At 36.2% G+C, this 15,698-nt stretch carries 15 protein-coding genes; 6 read left to right on the plus strand and 9 right to left on the minus strand.

Going from position 1 to position 15,698, the window contains the following annotated elements; translation table 11 throughout:
• Window positions 1–18: 18 nt before the first annotated feature.
• Window positions 19–1,665 carry an alpha,alpha-phosphotrehalase gene (gene treC, locus N0K73_RS00155; RefSeq protein ID WP_112250718.1) on the plus strand — a complete coding sequence of 549 codons (1,647 nt, stop codon included), beginning with the start codon at window positions 19–21 and terminating at the stop codon, window positions 1,663–1,665.
• Window positions 1,666–1,741: 76 nt separating this feature from the next.
• Here the strand turns inward: treC and N0K73_RS00160 are convergent, their stop codons facing one another.
• Window positions 1,742–3,049 (minus strand): sialate O-acetylesterase, encoded by a 1,308-nt coding sequence (locus tag N0K73_RS00160; protein ID WP_057973977.1) that lies wholly within the window; start codon window positions 3,047–3,049, stop codon window positions 1,742–1,744.
• 308 nt (window positions 3,050–3,357) lie between these two features.
• Here N0K73_RS00160 and N0K73_RS00165 point away from each other — a divergent pair, with 308 nt between their 5' ends.
• Complete coding sequence (locus tag N0K73_RS00165) at window positions 3,358–4,680, plus strand: MATE family efflux transporter (RefSeq protein WP_057973978.1); 1,323 nt, start codon at window positions 3,358–3,360, stop codon at window positions 4,678–4,680.
• A gap of 20 nt (window positions 4,681–4,700) precedes the next feature.
• Window positions 4,701–5,048, plus strand: coding sequence for a VOC family protein (locus tag N0K73_RS00170; RefSeq protein ID WP_112250720.1), 348 nt, complete (start codon window positions 4,701–4,703; stop codon window positions 5,046–5,048).
• A 127-nt stretch (window positions 5,049–5,175) separates the two neighbouring features.
• Here N0K73_RS00170 and N0K73_RS00175 read toward each other — a convergent pair whose 3' ends face one another.
• The gene (locus N0K73_RS00175; protein WP_112250722.1) at window positions 5,176–6,753 is read right to left on the minus strand and encodes a DUF805 domain-containing protein; all 1,578 of its coding nucleotides are present in this window, start codon (window positions 6,751–6,753) and stop codon (window positions 5,176–5,178) included.
• Window positions 6,754–7,042: 289 nt separating this feature from the next.
• Here N0K73_RS00175 and N0K73_RS00180 point away from each other — a divergent pair, with 289 nt between their 5' ends.
• Both N0K73_RS00180 and N0K73_RS00185 read left to right on the plus strand, forming a co-directional pair.
• A complete protein-coding gene (locus tag N0K73_RS00180) occupies window positions 7,043–7,699 on the plus strand; it encodes an ABC transporter ATP-binding protein (RefSeq protein ID WP_112250724.1) in 657 nt (218 codons plus the stop codon).
• Window positions 7,692–8,450 (plus strand): ABC transporter permease, encoded by a 759-nt coding sequence (locus N0K73_RS00185; RefSeq protein ID WP_057973982.1) that lies wholly within the window; start codon window positions 7,692–7,694, stop codon window positions 8,448–8,450. Before N0K73_RS00180 ends, N0K73_RS00185 begins: the two co-directional genes overlap by 8 nt.
• A gap of 45 nt (window positions 8,451–8,495) precedes the next feature.
• Here the strand turns inward: N0K73_RS00185 and N0K73_RS00190 are convergent, their stop codons facing one another.
• The 6 genes from N0K73_RS00190 to N0K73_RS00215 form a co-directional block, all read right to left on the minus strand.
• Complete coding sequence (locus N0K73_RS00190; protein WP_112250726.1) at window positions 8,496–9,155, minus strand: ABC transporter ATP-binding protein; 660 nt, start codon at window positions 9,153–9,155, stop codon at window positions 8,496–8,498.
• A gap of 21 nt (window positions 9,156–9,176) precedes the next feature.
• Window positions 9,177–10,634 carry an ABC transporter permease gene (locus N0K73_RS00195; protein WP_112250728.1) on the minus strand — a complete coding sequence of 486 codons (1,458 nt, stop codon included), beginning with the start codon at window positions 10,632–10,634 and terminating at the stop codon, window positions 9,177–9,179.
• 152 nt (window positions 10,635–10,786) lie between these two features.
• On the minus strand, window positions 10,787–11,656 hold the full coding sequence (locus N0K73_RS00200; protein WP_112250730.1) for a DegV family protein: 870 nt from the start codon (window positions 11,654–11,656) through the stop codon (window positions 10,787–10,789).
• Window positions 11,657–11,721: 65 nt separating this feature from the next.
• Window positions 11,722–12,084, minus strand: a complete 363-nt coding sequence (locus N0K73_RS00205) for a fluoride efflux transporter FluC (RefSeq protein WP_112250732.1) — start codon at window positions 12,082–12,084, stop codon at window positions 11,722–11,724.
• Window positions 12,081–12,476, minus strand: coding sequence for a fluoride efflux transporter CrcB (gene crcB / locus N0K73_RS00210; RefSeq protein WP_112250734.1), 396 nt, complete (start codon window positions 12,474–12,476; stop codon window positions 12,081–12,083). Before crcB ends, N0K73_RS00205 begins: the two co-directional genes overlap by 4 nt.
• Window positions 12,477–12,585: 109 nt before the next feature.
• Window positions 12,586–13,674 carry a DUF871 domain-containing protein gene (locus N0K73_RS00215; RefSeq protein WP_112250736.1) on the minus strand — a complete coding sequence of 363 codons (1,089 nt, stop codon included), beginning with the start codon at window positions 13,672–13,674 and terminating at the stop codon, window positions 12,586–12,588.
• Window positions 13,675–14,012: 338 nt separating this feature from the next.
• Here N0K73_RS00215 and N0K73_RS00220 point away from each other — a divergent pair, with 338 nt between their 5' ends.
• Entirely contained in the window at window positions 14,013–14,753 is a 741-nt protein-coding gene (locus N0K73_RS00220) for a hypothetical protein (RefSeq protein ID WP_112250738.1), read from the plus strand.
• A 53-nt stretch (window positions 14,754–14,806) separates the two neighbouring features.
• Here N0K73_RS00220 and N0K73_RS00225 read toward each other — a convergent pair whose 3' ends face one another.
• Window positions 14,807–15,673, minus strand: coding sequence for an NAD(P)-dependent oxidoreductase (locus N0K73_RS00225; protein WP_112250740.1), 867 nt, complete (start codon window positions 15,671–15,673; stop codon window positions 14,807–14,809).
• Between the last annotated feature and the right edge of the window lie 25 nt (window positions 15,674–15,698).

Below are 15,698 nucleotides of genomic sequence, written 5' to 3' on the forward strand. Positions count from 1 at the left end.
AATCATGGGAGAGTAACTATGAAATTTGAAGATAAAATCATTTACCAAATATATCCCAAATCATTTAATGACAGTAATGGTGATGGCGTGGGTGATTTACAAGGAATTATCGATAAGATTCCTTACTTAAAACAACTCAATATAGATATGATTTGGTTTAACCCATTTTTTATTTCGCCACAAAATGATAATGGTTATGATATTTCAGATTATTATCATATTGATTCTCGTTTTGGAACTATGGCTGATTTTGAAGAACTTGTTTCCAGGCTTAAAGCCATTGGAATTGAAGTCATGTTGGATATGGTTTTCAACCACACTTCAACTGAACATGACTGGTTTCAAAAAGCGCTTAATGGCGATTCAAAATATTTGGACTACTATTATGTTCGTGACCCCAAGCCTGACGGTTCTCCACCAACTAATTGGCAGTCAAAATTTGGTGGCTCCGCGTGGGAACCTTTTGGAGAAACCGGTAAATACTACCTCCACTTATATGACCCAACGCAAGCTGATTTAGATTGGCATAATCCAGCGGTCAGGGAAGAGATGTCTAAAGTTGTTAATTTTTGGCGTGGAAAAGGTGTTAAAGGATTTCGATTTGACGTCATTAACGTCATCGGAAAAGATGTTCAACTAATTGATGCGCCTGAAAACAGAGATGGTAAATTTCTGTATACGGACAAAAAAATAGTTCATCAGTATCTACGAGAATTAAATCAAACCAGCTTTGGTCAAGATCCAGATGCCGTAACAGTTGGTGAAATGTCTTCTACCTCGATTGAAAATTGCGTTGAGTACACTCTGGCAGAAAGAAACGAATTATCGATGGTCTTTACTTTTCATCATCTGAAGGTTGATTATAAACATGGAAATAAATGGTCAACAACGCCTTTTAATTTTATGAATTTAAAGACTATCTTAAATGATTGGCAATTAGGGATGACTGCTGGCCATGGTTGGAACGCTCTTTTCTGGAATAACCATGACCAACCTCGCGCACTTAACCGTTTTGGTGACCCGATTCATTACCGTGAAAAATCATCAGAGATGTTGGCAACAACCATTCATTTATTACGCGGAACGCCATTCATTTATATGGGTGAAGAAATCGGTATGAGTAATCCGCAATATGAAAAATTATCTGATTATAATGACGTTGAAACGAAAAATGCTTATGCAGAGTTATTAGAAAACGGAAATAGCCCCGCTGAAGCATTGACAATCATTCAAGCGAAATCTCGTGATAATAGTCGAACACCTATGCAATGGAACCAGTCTAAGTATGCAGGATTTTCAACGCAGACACCGTGGTTAATGCCCACAAACCAAGCAATAGTGAATGTTGAAAACGAATTAGCAAATGGCGAGATTTTTAACTATTATCAGGGACTCATTCGGTTGCGCAAAACACATCCAATTATTTCGATGGGCGATTATGCACCACTTCTCTTGAACAATACGCGCGTATTCGCCTATCAACGAATACTAAAAAATCAACGATTAATTGTTTTGAATAATTTCTACGGCAAAGAAACGATTGTTTCTTTGCCCGAATTTAATGGTACGGTTTCGACAATTATTAACAATTATCCAATAAATACTGCTCTAACAACAAGTGTGACATTAGCACCTTACCAATCAGTTGCTTTCTTAGTTAACTAGCAAAAAAGAGCGTCCTTATCATTTGAAGTGACATTCACTTCGATGATAAGGACGCTCTTTTTATAGCTTACTAGACTTAATCAAAATATATTCTAAAGGGACTTACAGGTGTATGATTTTCATTCCACAAGCCTGCTGTAGTCACATTAGCATATGCATACTGTAATCCTAATGAGTCTTCTTCTAATTGAATCTTGATATCATTTGTGCCTAAATCGATCACTGCAGGTTTTAAGACATCCCCCGGCATGATCCATTTCAAATCAATTGGGTAAACAGTTTCGAGTTGTTCACAATTTGAAAAATTAAGGCGCATTTGTTTAACATCAGCAGAAATTTCAGATAATTGAGGACTCGTTTGCATTTCATCGAACTTACCGAAGTTAGAATATAATTCAATAATACGATATCCTAATTGTCTCTTACTGCTTGGATGTATTTCATCAGCAGAAGGTTCGTCCATCGTCGTTACTAAGTAAACACGATTTTCCGTTGCGGCAAACTGTTGCTGCGCTTCACGAATTTCTGCCCATGAGTTAACAATATTTTTGTTATATTGTGGTAATTGAATAATATAGGTTGGTAATTTATTTTGTTTGAGCGTTTTACGCCATTCACGGATTAATTTCTTTAAAAGTAATCCATAATGTTTCGTATCTATTCCGGCATCTCGTTCACCTTGGTACCAAGCTAACATCTTAAAGCGATAAGGTCCCACTTGTGACAACATTGTGTCATAAAGATTTTCAGATTCTTCTAAACTAGGAATCTTAGTATCAACATAAGCTGCCTTTAAAGTGGCATCATTCATTAGCGTTTTTTCTGAGACCCAGCTTGCAGCCGAAGTTCCATTTTTTGCGCATAAAACAATACCAACCGGTGTATATTCATCGTATTGACGAATTTTTTTAGCCATATAATAACCCATTGCAGTAACATCACCGATATTTTCTCCATCAACAATTTGCCAAGGATTATCTTCTGTTGATTGCGTTTCTGGTATATTAATAAAACGGAGATTCATCATTGGCATCGATTTATTATGTTCATATTCATCATCTTGAGCCATTTTAAAATTAGCATTTGATTGACCGGCAACTAAGAAAACATCGCCAAATTGGACATCGCGTAAAATAATTTTATCTGTACCAGATGTTACTAAAATAGTCACAATTGTAGGTGCCAAAAATGAAATACTTTCAATCAGGAAATACCCTGTTTCGTCAGCAATTCCAGTTTCAACTGTATCTTCGCTACCGCCCATTGAAATGGTTACGGTCACTTCTTGATTAGGTTCTGCGTAGCCAAAAAAACGCGTCGTTTGGTCTTGTTGCAAGACCATATGGTTAGTAAATAGTGGTGCTAATCGTAATGTAGTTGCCACTGTTAAACCTTCTTTCTAGTCGTTGTCCATTAAGTATCCTTTACGATTATAACATAAGATAAGCCCTGACTACCTTTTAATCAAAGCGATTAACCATCATTTTTTCACGATTTCTTAATTGTTAGTCCTAGCTATTTTTAGTGATAGTTGCTAGAATAAAGAAAGTTCAAGCAGAGTAAAATCGCCGGGTTTTACAAAAATAATAGTTATCACATCCAAGAGGCCATTTTTTCAATGAAGGATGTTGGTACCTATTTTTTATTACTCTTTATTGCGTGATAAAAAATAGGTGTTAATAGGAGAGCAAAATGACCAACCAACCTGTATCAATCCGTCGCGAACTTTCAGGATACGTGACGCGAAACGTTTTAAGTACTTTAGGCTTATCTGTTTACCTTCTGGCGGATACATATTTTATCGCCAATGCAGTCGGCACCACTGGACTAGCCGCCTTAAATATTGTCTTACCACTTTTTAATTTATTAAACGGTGTTGGACTAATGCTCGGAATTGGTGGCGCTACCTTGTTCTCTATTTTAAAAATTAAGGATCAAGCGGCCAGCAAAAAGATTTTCTCGCAGGTTTTAGCCGTTGGCATTATTTTTGGTCTAGCATTCTCGGTTTTTGGCTTTTTATTCATGAGCCCACTACTTCATTTTCTAGGTGCAAACGCAGGAACCTATGGATTAGCCTCTGAATACCTTACTTATATTCTATTAGCTGCACCATTTTTTGCATGTAACTATCTAGTTTTAAGTTTCATTCGAAATGATAATAATCCGCAATTATCAATGATTGCAATGCTAGTCTCTAGCCTATTCAATATCGTTTTCGATTATATTTTCATGTACCCCTTACATCTTGGTATGGGCGGGGCCGCAATGGCAACTGCCGTTTCTCCAATTGTTGCCTTATCTATCCTAACGCTTCATCGTAAAAAAGAAGATCGACTTTTAACGCTTCAAAAACCAACTATTCATTTTAAAATAATAAAAAGGGTTGTCCAACTTGGATTTCCTGTCTTTTTAACTGAAATGAGCACGGGCGTCAGCATCTTTGCTTTCAACCTTGTCATCTTAAGTCTAGCCGGAAATACTGCTGTAGCAGCATATGGCATTATTGCGAATATTATTTTAGTTGCCTTATCGCTTTTCAACGGTGTTGCCCAAGGAATTCAACCTTTATTGAGTCGAGAATTTGGGATTCAAAATTGGCCCGAAGTTAAACAGATTCTACGTTTTGGCTTAACCGTCAGTTTCGCCATTGGAACTATTTTGTACCTCGCATTAACATTTGCAAAAGGACCTATTATTGCACTATTTAATAACAGTAATAATCAAGAACTCATCCATTACGCGGAAATAGGGATTCCAATCTACTTCTTAAGTTTATTCGGTTCATCCCTCAATATTATTTTTAGTATGTTCTTCTCAGCAATCGAAGAACCTAAACACGCGTTAGTTCTAGCAGTTCTTCGCGGTTACATTCTATTATTAAGTTTACTGTTTATATTCGCCCACTTCTTCGCTTTAACGGGTGTTTGGGTAGCATTACCTGTTACCGAATTAATCGTCGTTGTGGTAAGTACTTTGTTCTTATTCAGTTTTTTCAACAAACAACTTAAAAAATAACAGAAGAAGGTCCCATATTCATGAAAGTTAAGCGTTTTGAAGCAATTACAATACCTGTTTCCAATATCCAAAGAAGTTTACGCTTTTATCATGAAGTCTTTGATATGACGGTTATCGAAAATAGCAATCAGCCGACCGTTCACTTTGGCCATCAAAAAATCATCTTTGAATTATCAAATACATTTAAGCCAATGACACTTAGTTTCGTTGTCAGCGACCCAATGCCAGCTATGGAGAACCACTTAAAGAATTATTTTGTGACAATTCTTAATGGCCCAATTGATAAATCAGATGTTAAAAATGCTCAATCAATCACAATCTCAGATCCAGATAACCACACAATTGAATTGATTAGCTATCAAAAATAGCTTTAAGAGGTCAACATCTAGATTGGATGTTGACCTCTTTTTGTTGCACATAAAAAGGCTAGTTAGTTGCTATGGCACGCACTAACTAGCCTAAAGAATAATCTATTTAATTCAGCATATTTATTTCTTATTTATTAAGTCCGTAATTAAATATAACTAGTCGATCAATAAATGGTGCTCGGAATAGTCCAAATCTGAAGCCACTATACTCTGCCGCTGCACCCTCAAATAATAGACTTATTTGTTTTTCGCTTGGGTCAACACTCACTTGTTCAATTGATGGTGGTAAATATAAGCTTGCTATTAATGTTGATTTATCATTTTTTGAATTAACATTATTAAATTTAAACTGACCATCAAAAGCCTCGCTCTGTATCATTAATTTACTTGCACTGTCGCCGTTACTCTGCGTGTATACAGCCATTACCGTTTTAGAATCAGGAGAAGGTATTACTGAAAATCCTTGCATTCGATTATATCCCGGAGTGTACGACTTAATAACATTATTTTTTTCCAATACTTGTGCGGCACCGCCTAAGGTCGTCACATTATCAGGAATTGGCGTTCCCTGCATTGTTTTCTTGGTAACTAGCCCCGTTTTATGGTCGACTTCGATATCAGTTACACTGCGGTCGCTCTCACTTTTTCCATATTTAACAATTAATAAATTATTTTTATAATATGACAGTCCTGATACTTTGCTTGCCCAAGGTAGTTTAGCATTTTGTGTTGCTTTAATCGGCTTTTTCATTTTGGTAGCATCGTATTCGGCAATCTTTTTAAGCGAAATACCTTCTATTCTAGCTGCCGTCTTAGTATCATTCGAGACCCAGAGGAGGCCATGGTCTTGATCAATGGCAAGTCCCCCAACATGGGATTTACTACCCAAAATAATTGTTTTTTCATATTTCCCATTACTTTTATTTACCACATAAATAACGGAGTTCAATCTATGATTACCATCGTATGCACTAATTAAATATTGATCACTTGTCTCCGCTAATCCTTGCGGTACCCAGTTAGTCCCAAATGATGCTTCTTTTGTATCATGATTAATTGACCAACCACCACGTAATCCCGGAATAATCACTGTTCGATTTTTTCCTTTAGTCATACCCGTAATTTTCTTATCAGAATACTTTGAAACCATTTGATCAAATTGATCATCCGTTAATAACGCATGTTGTTCCGCCGTCCACTTCTTAACCTGTGACGCTTCATAAGTTTCATCACCGTAAGTTCCTAGGTTCTTCCACATAACACTTCCTAATGATAAAACAATAACAATTACTGACATAACAGCAAGTCTAGGCTTGCTGACATAATAATCTAGTTGCTCGTTTGCATCGCCCTTTGTTGGTAACACCATTAGTACAAAGAACCAAATTGAGCCAATACCAGGAATTAATTGTATTAATAGCCACCAACCCGATCTTTTCGTATCATGCAGTCGACGAACTTTAATCGATAACGTTGCCAGCCAAGTCAAAATGACAATAAATTCAGATAACATATTCATCATCAATATATTAATACTATCAACATCACTAAATGCAATCGATTTAGAAAGAACGTTATCTAAAATGGTAATCACGATTCCACTTAATATATAATTAATAACTATTGCCCACCAATAGTTTTTACGCCTAGTGCGTCCAGAAAAATCTAAAATATGTACCCAGAAATCTTTATATGCTTTTATCATTGTAAGGCCCCTAATCCTATTTTTTTACTGAGATAGTTGGAAATTAATCCATCCGTATTCAGTATTTTATCTCACCACTTATGCTTGTCCAGTGTCCCCCGATACTTTCCATCCAAATATATTTTTCTCGTGCAATATTTATCTATCAAATATTTTAACTAACTATTGCACTATTTGTCAATTAATAAGCGCTGAATAGGGCGTAGTAGCCCGCTTTTATAAAAATTTCCATCTATGGACTATCCGTCACGAACGTGATAATCTGGAGTCGTAGAAAGGTGGGGGCAACATGAAAAATATTATCGATTTACAAGGTGTTTCATTAAAAATTAATGATCAATCAATTTTGAAACACATCTCTTTTAAAGTGAACTCGGGAGATTTTTTAACAATCACAGGACCTTCTGGAAGTGGTAAAAGTACCGTCCTAAAATTAATTGCGGGGTTAATTTCAAGAACTTCCGGCGATATTAAGTTTGAAAATCAATCAATCGACGGTTATGATCCAATCGACTATCGTCGAGACGTTTCTTATTGTTTTCAAACGCCTGTTTTATTCGGCGAAACAGTTAAGGATAATCTGGAATTTCCTTATGTGATTCGCAAAAAAACTTTTGACGAGGCACATGCGATTGCTGAACTTGAATCAGTGGGGCTACCTAGTCATTATTTAAGCAAGCCTATCAACGAATTATCTGGTGGCGAAAAACAACGAGTCGCTTTAATTCGTAATCTCATTTTTTTACCTAAAGTTCTTTTACTCGACGAGATCACGAGCGCTTTAGATTCCGAAAGTAAAAAAATTATCCATACACTAATTAATCACCTAAATGACTCAAATAAAATCACAATTCTTGCTGTCACGCATGATGACAACGAGATACAAATGGCTGATCAATTGATTAACATTGAAAACGGCCAGATGATGGAGGTCACTCATGAATAATTTAGCCGTTAATAATCTTTCTCTCGTTTTCGCTTTTTCATTAGTTGTGGTTTCGCTTGGAATTGTATACAAGGAGAAGTTAGGCCTAGAAAAAGATATCATTTATAGTGTTATCCGTGCGATTATTCAATTAGTTATCGTCGGTTATATTTTGAAATATGTCTTTAACATTAACAATATCATTCTAACGTTAGTTATGATGTTCATTGTTTTCTTTAACGCCTCGTATAGCGCCTATAAAAAAAGTGCGGGAATTCCGCACAGTTTCCAAATTTCATTTATTGCCATTTTTTGCAGTACCTCGGTTACACTTGGCCTTTTACTTTTGGCCGGAACGTTAAAATTTATTCCTTCGCAAATCATCCCTATCACTGGGATGATTGCCAGTAACTCAATGGTCGCGATTGGTCTTTGTTACCGAAATCTTAATAGTAACTTCCGTGACCAACGACAACAGATTTTAGAAAAATTAGCTTTAGGGGCAGATTTAAAACAAGCATCATACCCAATCATCCGTGAAAGTATCAAGACGGGGATGTCACCAACAATTGACTCTGCTAAAACAGTTGGAATTGTGAGTCTACCTGGGATGATGTCCGGATTAATTTTTGCCGGCGTTGATCCAGTTTTTGCAATTAAATACCAGATTATGGTTACTTTTATGCTACTTTCAGCAACAAGTATCTCATCAATCACTGTCTGTTACCTTTCATATAAACAATTTTTTAACGATAAAAAACAACTACGCTAAATTAAAAATCCGTAATCAGTTAAATTCTACTGATTACGGATTTTTTTAATTTATTATTTGAAACTGACGATCTTTTAGAACATATTGTACATCGCACATTTGAGCGACATCTGGTTCGTGAGTAACGATGATAACACATTTACCTTGAGATTTAGCTAAATCTTGTAGTAGTTCAATAATTTCCTTTGTATTGGCCTCATCCAAATTACCAGTTGGTTCATCTGCAACGACAAGTCGCGCGTCACAACACATCGTTCTGACAACAGCGACTCGCTGTTGTTGCCCACCAGAAAGATGTTGGACGTTCTTCTTTGCCGTCTCTTCGTCAATACCTACTTTCTTCAACATTTCAATCGCATATTCTCTATCACCCGAGTGTGATGCTCCAGTGATGGCCATTGCCGTCATTAAGTTTTCCAATGCCGACATATAAGTGAAAAGGTTATACGATTGAAAGACAATTGAAACATCTTTATTTCGATAACGTGTTAACCCAATTCTATTAATCGCCTCACCTTCATATAATATTTCTCCAGACTTAGGTTTATCCAGTCCCGCAATTAGCGAGAGAAAAGTTGTTTTTCCCGAGCCACTTCTTCCGACAATAGCATATGATTTACCTTTTTCAAAAACTAAGTTAACATTTTCAAATAATGGGTTATCCTTATTTTCATACCAATAAGCAATATCTTTAATTTCAATCATGTAATCAATCCTTTCCGTTATTTATGAAATCAATATTTTTTTAGGTTCAAGCCGTAGAATACCGAATGACGCCAGCATAATTGAGATGAAGATAATTACGAGTCCCATTCCACCTAACTCTACTAAATCTTTAACACTAACTGTTGTACTTAAGTTTTTTAATTTTTCAGATTTAGTCGCTTGTCCCATCGTACCGCTCGGAACCGAACCACCCGGTCCTCCTTTAGTTCCACTTAGTGCTCCTCCTTCAGCATTTCCGCCAGGACCGCCTTGCATATCACTTGAAGTCGACGAGATTGTAGCTGTTGTTGTTTGTTGACTGATTAACTGATCACCGACAATATTACCGACAAACTTGCCACCAACACCTGCAACAACCAATGACACAATTAATACCATAAACATTTCAACAAAAAATTGTGCAATCACTTTCCAGCGTTTTTCGCCTAATGATAATAAAACCCCAATTTCGTAACGACGTTCCCTAATCATTAATATAACAATCAAGGCAAGGATAATCGTTCCCGCAACTGCCACCAATAAAACAATCTTTTGTGCAAAACTTTTAACATTATTTAAAGGTGTCAGCATTGATTGGTACGTACTATCATTTGTTGACATTGAAAATTTAGATGTATTAATTAGTTTTTTAGCAGCCTTAGTAAAGTCTGCTGATTTCGCTGGGTTACTTAATGTATACACAACAGAGTCAACAGTTCCTTTATATTTACTACCTTTTAACGTATTCGCAAATGTATATGCCGTGTAAATTGTATTTGATGGATCATTAGCACCTGGTCCACCTACATTTGCAGAACTGGTCGAACTTGCTTTATAAATGCCGACAACTTTTACTTTATATTTTGTGCCACTCGTAGATTTCATCGTGATTGTATCACCCGTTGAAATCTTATTAGTAGAAGCAAGTTCTGTCTCAATCACAACATTTTTTGTATTTAAATCACTTGCAGTTAAACCACGACCTTTGGTTATTTTTGCACTATTAGAACTCAAGGCACTCGCAGTTGAACTGACACCTGAAATCGTTAAATCTCCGGTTGATGCCGCTGATTTCATTTCTTTTCCACCCATGCCACCCTGACTTGAATCTGACGTTGTAATGGCGTCGAATGAAGAAGCGTTCGCAGTCGTTGACGTTGTCAGACTGTAGCTTTTTACATTGCTTAACACACCAATCTTTTTAGCCGTTGAAACTTCCACTCCAGCCAAATTTAACGACGGTTTTGATTTCGTTGAAGTTGATGCTTTCATGTCACTAAAAGCCTTGTCACGATTAGCCGCTAGCGTCACCGTTGCGCCAGCACTTTTTTTCGCATCATTCGCCGCAGTTGTTGCTGCATTTTGAATGATTAAGCCTGCTAGTACGAATAACATAATTGCCGACATAACTAAAATAAGTAAAAAAGTCCGTCCTTTTTTTGCCTTAATATTTAATAAAGCGCGTTTAAAAAAATTCATATTTATTTCCTCCATATCCTCATGGGCTATTTGATAAAAACAAGCATAACTAATAAATATGAATTATTTTTGACCATTATCGGAATATTTTTACTTTATATACAAAAATAGGTTTATTCTGAATTATTATCCAGAATAAACCTATTTACTTTTTAATCTATTAAACTTTCCCAATTTCTAGACCAGATTAATCCTAAACATTTTTCACCGGTATGAACGCCAACAAGAGGTCCAATATATCCCGATTCAAAACGCATATCAGGAAAACTAGTTCTTAAATCTTGTCCCCATTCAGCCTGAAGATCTGGATTATTTGCATCAATTAAATCAATACGAACTGGATAATCCAGTGAACGTGTTGCTTCTGCGAACTGAGCTTTAATTTCCGAGTAAGCATTCTTCATTTTACGTTCCTTACCAATTGCAATGATTTTACCTTCTTTGTCAAAAGTTAAAATTGGTTTAATTTTTAAAATATTACCCACAAATCCAGAGCGATTTGATAATCGTCCGGTCCTCATCAAATGATTTAGATCGTCAACAACAAAAAGAACGTGCGTTGTTTCTCTTAATTCAGTTAATTTAGCCATGATTTCGGTAACATTCTTATCTTTTCCGGCCATCGTTGCGGCTAGTTGAACCATGTTTCCCATTCCCGCACAGTCAATTTTAGAATCGAAGACATGAACATTAATTGAAGTAACTGATGGCGCAAATGCCTCAAGGTTACCAACTAGTCCACTAATCCCTGATGATAAGTGTATACAAATGACATCGGTGTATCCTTCGGCAGCAAGTGCCTCAAACTTTTCCTCCATCTCACCCATTGACACTTGTGAAGTCGTTGGTAGAACATCTTCTGTTTTTAGTAATTGATAAAATTGAGTTGCCGTTAAGTCGGCATTTTCATGATAGACACGATTTCCAAATAATACTGGATTATTGACTACTTTAATATCTAATCGTTCAACAATCTCGTCCGCAAGATACGCTGAACTATCTGTTAATACAGCAATTTTCATTATTTCACATCCCTATTTTTACTATCCTATCACATATTACGGTTGAATACCTTGAATATCATCATTTACGCGCCCAATTGGCGACCAATAACTAATCCTAACAAAGCCATTAATCCACCAATAAGATAACTCGCTAATAAATAAATCATAAATAATGATATCTTTTGATTCTTAATCAACTTAATTAATTCAAAATTATATGTTGAGAATGTTGTAAATCCGCCCATTGTTCCCGTACCGAGTAGGACAAGCATTGGACTTGTTAGATTTAGACCCGTTAGAATTCCCAAAATAAGGCTACCCACAAGATTAATTATTAATGTTCCAGCTGGAAATCGGTTAGTTAAAAATTGGTTACTTAAATTTGTTATCCCGTATCTGAGCATTGCGCCAATTGATGCACCAACACCCACTAATAATACCATCATAAGTTATCACCTTGCTTTCGCCAATCGCCCACATGGTTCCCGAATGAGTAACCAACTAGTGTTAACAACAAACCGCCAATAATCGTTGTTAACCCATAAATCAGAGCGTACCACCATTGTTGCGTTTCAATTAACGTTACAGCTTCTAAACTGTAAGTAGAAAAAGTAGTAAACGCTCCAATAAATCCTGTTTTCATGCCTAGGGTTAACCATTCAGGAACTTTCTCAGTTACTTCAACGTACTGAACTAAAAACGCTAAGATAAAACAACCAACTAAGTTAATTATCAAGGTCCCAAGTGGAAATCCATCAGGTTTTATAACCGCTAATCCAAGTAAGTATCGACTTATCCCACCAAAGAAAGCAAATATTGCAACAATTATATAATTCAAATTTAATACCTTCTTATTCAATTTACATTTAATCTCTCTATTTTACCGAAATTTCCAAGTAATACCAAATTAAAATGGACCGCTAGAAATTATCTAACGGTCCATCTGGTTAATCTTGGCTTAATTTAAACTGACTCCAGGGTTTCAAGAAATCAAGTAAAAATAGCTCATCGTCTGTGATATGACCGACGACATTTACTCGCCCATCATTTTTCATTTCTTTCAGTGCAATTTGCGTTTCACCTTTATACTGTCCATATCCTTCATTATCAATTAAAACGTCACCGCGTTTAATTTGGACTGTGTTGTGTGCCGGAAAACCTTTATCCTTATAAACAACTCGTGTCATTGTTGAACGTAGGATATAAGCAGACCGATCTCCACGATAACTATGTACGCTATCTAGTAAAACGGTTCTTTCAACTTCTGTGATGTCCGGTACGGTTTCAATCTTAATTGTTGGATAGTTGGCATTAAATGCGTCCGCGGCTGCCTTTAATTCTGTTTCTGAGGCATACGCGTTTGCGATAATCACATCGTCAATTAGATCAGTCATCACCATGTGTTTAACTTCTGTTGCAATATCTAAATGACGGTGGTCTTCTAACGTACATAACCCATCTGCAGTTGGCCATGGTCCAAAAGTTGCTGAATTGGCATTCACGAAAGCCGCTGTATTTAAATTGTATTTTTTAAACTTCTCGCTGCAAGCAACGAAAAAGTTATACTCTAATCCTGTGTATTCATGTGGATAAAAATTATGTGAACCTAATAAGTTTTCCCTTTTTGGTGAGTAACTCATAATGTTATCCACATAGTTAGTCCCAGAACTCATATTAATCTCAATTTTTAGATCAAATGGGTTGCGGGTCATTGCAGCTTCTTCTGCTCCAGTGAATCCTAAATCTAAGCGAACGCCGTAAGCACCCATATCATCAAAGAATTTTAAATCTTCATAGCTAATATTTAATTGTTCAAATAAATCAGGGTTAATATCAACCATCACTTCCATACCAAGTTGATTTGCGTAAGCAACTGTCTTTTTAAATTCTGCTAACACCTTGTCTTTTCCGTCGGTCACTTGTAATAAGCTTGTAAATACCCGTTTATACCCGTATTTACTTGCTAAGTCTAGGTATGCTGCATCATCATCAAAGTTTGATCGTTCTGGATAAATCGAAACGCCTAATTTTCCCATCATTATTCCTCCTAAATAGTATTAAGGTCTATACCAATAGTATAAAGGTTATTACATGCGATTGAAAGCGCATTCTAAAAATAATCTCAATTAAATCTAAAGAATTCATTAATGTTAAGGTTATTTTAAGCTTCATGTTGTATATTGAACTTATCCCAAAACAACATAAATAACTAACCTTTATACTTTTTCATTTCTCCTCCAAAGTAATGAAAGAGAGAGCTAATTTATTAGCTCTACAACTTACTCCCTAGAGACTGCCTTCCCAGCAGTCTCTTTTTTTGTTTCTAAATATTAAGGGCCATGTTAAAATTTTAGTCATAAAGGAGAAATCAATAATGACACCTATTTATACAATTATTCAACTCATTCTCCTCAGCGTGGGACCGCTTCTCATAGCCGCATACTCATTAACCGCCGTAAATAATAATACTAAAAAACAATTATCAATAAATCAACAACTGTACTTAGGTTCAATCGTCATCATTATTCATGAATCAAGTCATGCAATCATGGCGTTTATCTTTGGTTTTCGAATCAATGAAGTTAAACTAATTAAACGACCTCATCCAGAAATTGGTGATAACTCGCTTGGCTTTGTTCGTTACTACTCTCCATCAAATCTACGGGGCAAGATTGGCGGTGCAATGACCGGAATCGCACCAATTATTGGATGTTCCATTGCCATCATTGGTCTTTTTTCATTGTTATTGCCGCAATCATTTAATTTACTAGTAGAGATGGTAACTAATCAACAGTTTACCGCTTCATTGTTTTCAAAATTGTTAACCTCATTATTCCAAAATTGGTCATCGCATCTTATCTTGTGGCTAGCCATCACAATATCTATCACCGTTGGCGGTTTTGATCTTAGCTCGGCCGATAGAACAGGATTTGGTCTAGGATTCAGTTTATTAGCCTTTTTAAACGTTATTCTTTACTACGTATTTTCCCTGTTCAATCAACAAGCGTTGATTATGACTTTACTATTAACTATCGCAGGTCCAATTATTTTCGTAACTATTTTAATGTTATTTTTACTACTCGTAACTAATTTAATTGTTAAATCACTTAAATAGTTATAATAAAGACGGCATCCCCTATATGGAGATGCCGTCTTTATTATTGTCACTTATTTCCACCATAATTTAATTAATGCTTGCGTTCCATCATTACCTAAATTAGCTTCGTCCACCAATTTTTCGTACAATCTTTTAGCTTCTTTCGTCGATGGTAAATCGATATCCATCTTTTCCGCTTCATCCAATGCGATTCGTAAATCTTTAAGAAAATGTTTTGCGAAGAATCCTGGCGTATAATCGTTTTTTAAGATTCGTGGTGCGTAATTTGCTAAACTCCAGTTCGCAGCACTACCGCCACCAACGGTCTTGATAACACTTTCTAAGTCCAAGTTTGCAGCTTTTGCATAAACTAATAACTCAGTCATCCCGGTCATTGTTCCAGCTATCATAATTTGGTTAGCCATTTTAGCGTGTTGCCCTGAACCATACCCGCCAAACAACGCAATTGTTGTTCCCATTTTTTCAAAAATAGGTTTCACTTGTTCATAGATATCTTCATGTCCACCAACCATAATTGTCAATTTTGCATTTTTGGCACCAATATCACCACCGGAAACAGGTGCATCTAACGCAAATATATCGTGGCCTTCTGCATAATCACCAATTTTTTTTGCCAATGTTGGCGTACTTGTCGTCATATCAACCACGATTGATCCTTTTTTAGCACCCGCAAAGATACCGTTCTCTTCAAAGTAGATAGTATCCACATCCGTAGGAAACCCAACCATTGAAAATGTAACATCACTTTGTGCCGCAACCAATTGCGGTGAATCAGCCCAAATAGCACCTTGGCTAACTAACGCATCCGTTTTTGATTTCGTTCGATTAAATACCCTTACTTCATAATCTGCTTTTAATAAGTTACTGACGATTGCCGCACCCATTACGCCAGTTCCCACAAACCCAATTTTTTTCATAATAGTTCCCCTTTTCAACAATTTC

Source organism: Dellaglioa algida, assembly GCF_030127605.1.
GTDB lineage: Bacteria > Bacillota > Bacilli > Lactobacillales > Lactobacillaceae > Dellaglioa > Dellaglioa algida.